Consider the following 2890-nt stretch of genomic DNA (forward strand, 5'->3'; position numbering starts at 1 on the left):
CAATGGCTTGCATCACCTTCTGACGGAAGTCGTAACTATAAGCTATTGCCATCCTGGGGGACCCATCACTCCTATTGCCAGTCTACGTCCTAACCAGACTGGCAATAGCTATAGTACTGTGTTGGGTGGCTTACTGGGGCTTCAGCAACGCTTCCAGCAATCTGAACTCGCTCAAAAGTTGGCAGCATTACAGGCAGCAGCAACCTATGGAACAGAGGCAATCCCACTGTTGCGGCAAGGGCTGAAAGACGCGGATTTAAGCGTGCGATCGCATTTATGCCGTATACGAATCCTCTGTATCCTATGGCGATGATTGATACTATATTCATGCTCGAATTGACGAAGAGGATTACAACGATTTTCTAGAAGAGTCTGGCTTTTATCATCCCAGTCAAGATTCCAACGGTCACACCTTTGAATACGTTTCGGATACTCCCAAGGATAATCAACGAGACCCATACGATGAGGGTTACGATCCAACTTTGTCAAACACGAACAAAGCTATCTCAATTACCCTGCCATGTTTCCACTGGCGATCCCGATCACTACTACTCCTTCATTGAGTAACGAAGGACTATACCCATTTGCCAACCACAACGCGCACGGTGCCATCTTCTAAGGTTTCCTGAACCTCAACATCAAACCCTTGTGCCTGTACCGATGCCATTAGTGTTCCGTAGGCATACTTTTGCAAAATGGCATTGAGGAAATCCTGTTGATTAATTCTGGCTCCCCAGAAGTCTGCTACTAGCTCATAGTTTTCATCGCCATCGCTGCGACGAAATCCTAAATCATAACCATTCGATCGCCGAATTACATATTCAGCCTGGATTTTATCACCCTGATAGCCCCGTACCTGAGCATTACATTCAACGTTGTAGCCCAACTCTTGCAACACCTGGTGCAAAACTTCACCATTTTTGATTTCAACTTTAATGCGGCTAAAGTGAGACATGTGTGTCCTCCGGTTTTACCCAATTAATCGAAACATTACGACTGCGAGACTAACCCTATCCCAATCCACTTTTCTAAATTACAAATAATACCTAATCTACCTCCAGGGGACCGATGCCGTGATGATGGGTTAACTGACGTAACTCTTCCACCAGCTGCATATCCTGAGAAGCTGGACGCGCACCTGCGCTGGCAGCCCATTGCTTGAGAGCGTCGATCTGATCGCGAGCGATCGCGGCTAGCGGGACGGTTTCTTCGATCGCCTGCACGATATCCTCAGTTGTGAAGTCATGCCGATTACCAGGAGTGCCACGACTAAAGGCTCGTTGCATACCATCCACAATTGTTTGCTCGATCTCGGCTCCACTAAAGTTTTTAGACTGACGGGCTAGCAGATCCAGGTCAAACTCGCGTAAACGGCTGGGGCGTAATCGCTGCAAGTGCACGCGGAAGATTTCCCGTCGTTCTGGCTCAGTGGGTAAGTTCAAAAAGAAGATTTCATCAAAGCGTCCTTTACGGAGTAGTTCTGCTGGCAAAATTTGCACATTATTGGCCGTGGCAACAATAAACACCGGACTGGTTTTTTCCTGCATCCAGGTGATTAAATTGCCAAAGACGCGACGACTGGTCCCTGAGTCTCCATCAAAGCCTGCGTTGATGTTGCCAAAGGCTTTATCAATTTCATCCATCCATAGCACGCAAGGTGCGATCGCCTCCACAATTTGAATCATCTGGCGCACGCGACTTTCACTTTCGCCTACCAGCCCACCAAAAAGCCGCCCTGCATCAAGTCGCAGCAAAGGCAGCCGCCATTCGTGAGCGATTGTCTTAGCAGAGAGCGATTTTCCAGTGCCTTGAATGCCTGCCAATAATACCCCTTTAGGGTTGGGAATACCGTAGCGCCGTGCTTCTTCAGTAAAGCTATCCTGGCGCATCTGCACCCACTGCTTCAGATGGTCCAGTCCACCTACGCTTTTGAGCGAGGCATGAGTCGTGACAAACTCCAAAATACCGGTTTGTCGAATGGCCTGTCGCTTGGCTTCTAAAACGCTATCAATATCTTGTTCGGTTACCTGCTGCTTCGCTGCGATCGCTTTTGCCAGCACCCGCTGAATTCGGGCTCGGCTTAACCCCTGACAAGCTTTGACCAGTTGCTCTTTCGAGAGTTGCGACAGCTTCAATTTCTCTGGAACCACCAATAGAGAAAGCAGATAATTGATTTCGTCGGCATCAGGTAGCGGAAAATCAATTACGGTCATCTCTTCGATGAATTCGGGCGGTACATCCAGCGAATAGCTCGTCAGTACTAAGGTTTTGCGACTACGCTTGAGTTCGCGAGCCAACGTTTTGATTTCACGGATGATGGGTACATTACCCGGCTGCAGCGGAGCTTTGAGAACAGGATGTAAATCTCGTAGAACGTAGATGGCAGGTTTTTCACCGGACGCTTTGGCAATGCGACCGAGGGCGGCGATCGCTGACCCCTTATCTGAGCCATTGTCATCCCAGCCTCGCACGATATCCCACAGGTAAAGTTCCCGCTGAGGCGTTGAACGAGCAGAAGCCTGAATTAATACTGCCTCGATCGGTTCTTCTTCTGCACCCACAATATAGATCAGCGGATAGCGTGCCCGCAGCATTAAATCAAGCTGTTCAACAATACTCTGATGACTTGCAGGTAGTGCAGATGAATTAGCATTCATATGAAACGGAGCAGAGCGTAAAACGTAAAAACAGATACTGAACCAAGTCTATTATTCCCCTTGCAAGTGAAGATTTAGCAGGAATTAAATTCAATCTAATATAGTACAAATGCTCTAAAAAATCGGGATAGGGAGAAACCTCGCAGTTCCCCCCTCCCACACCACCTGGCATACGGGTCCGTACCAAGGCGGTTCAATCGAGTTGAATGCCAAATCAGTCGTTAAGTTTTGGT

General features: G+C 48.2%; 3 protein-coding genes. 1 reads left to right on the forward strand and 2 read right to left on the reverse strand.

The window, feature by feature from the left end; translation table 11 throughout:
- On the forward strand, positions 1–313 hold a 313-nt coding region (locus H6F90_RS01195; RefSeq protein ID WP_190549505.1), incomplete at its 5' end, for a hypothetical protein.
- Between the two features lie 261 nt (positions 314–574).
- Here the strand turns inward: H6F90_RS01195 and H6F90_RS01200 are convergent.
- Together H6F90_RS01200 and H6F90_RS01205 are read right to left on the reverse strand one after the other, a co-directional pair.
- On the reverse strand, positions 575–955 hold the full coding sequence (locus H6F90_RS01200) for a DUF1257 domain-containing protein (RefSeq protein ID WP_190549506.1): 381 nt from the start codon (positions 953–955) through the stop codon (positions 575–577).
- 91 nt (positions 956–1046) lie between these two features.
- Positions 1047–2657, reverse strand: coding sequence for an AAA family ATPase (locus H6F90_RS01205; RefSeq protein ID WP_199295651.1), 1611 nt, complete (start codon positions 2655–2657; stop codon positions 1047–1049).
- Positions 2658–2890 lie beyond the last annotated feature (233 nt).

Source organism: Trichocoleus sp. FACHB-591 (assembly GCF_014695845.1).
GTDB lineage: Bacteria > Cyanobacteriota > Cyanobacteriia > FACHB-46 > FACHB-46 > Trichocoleus.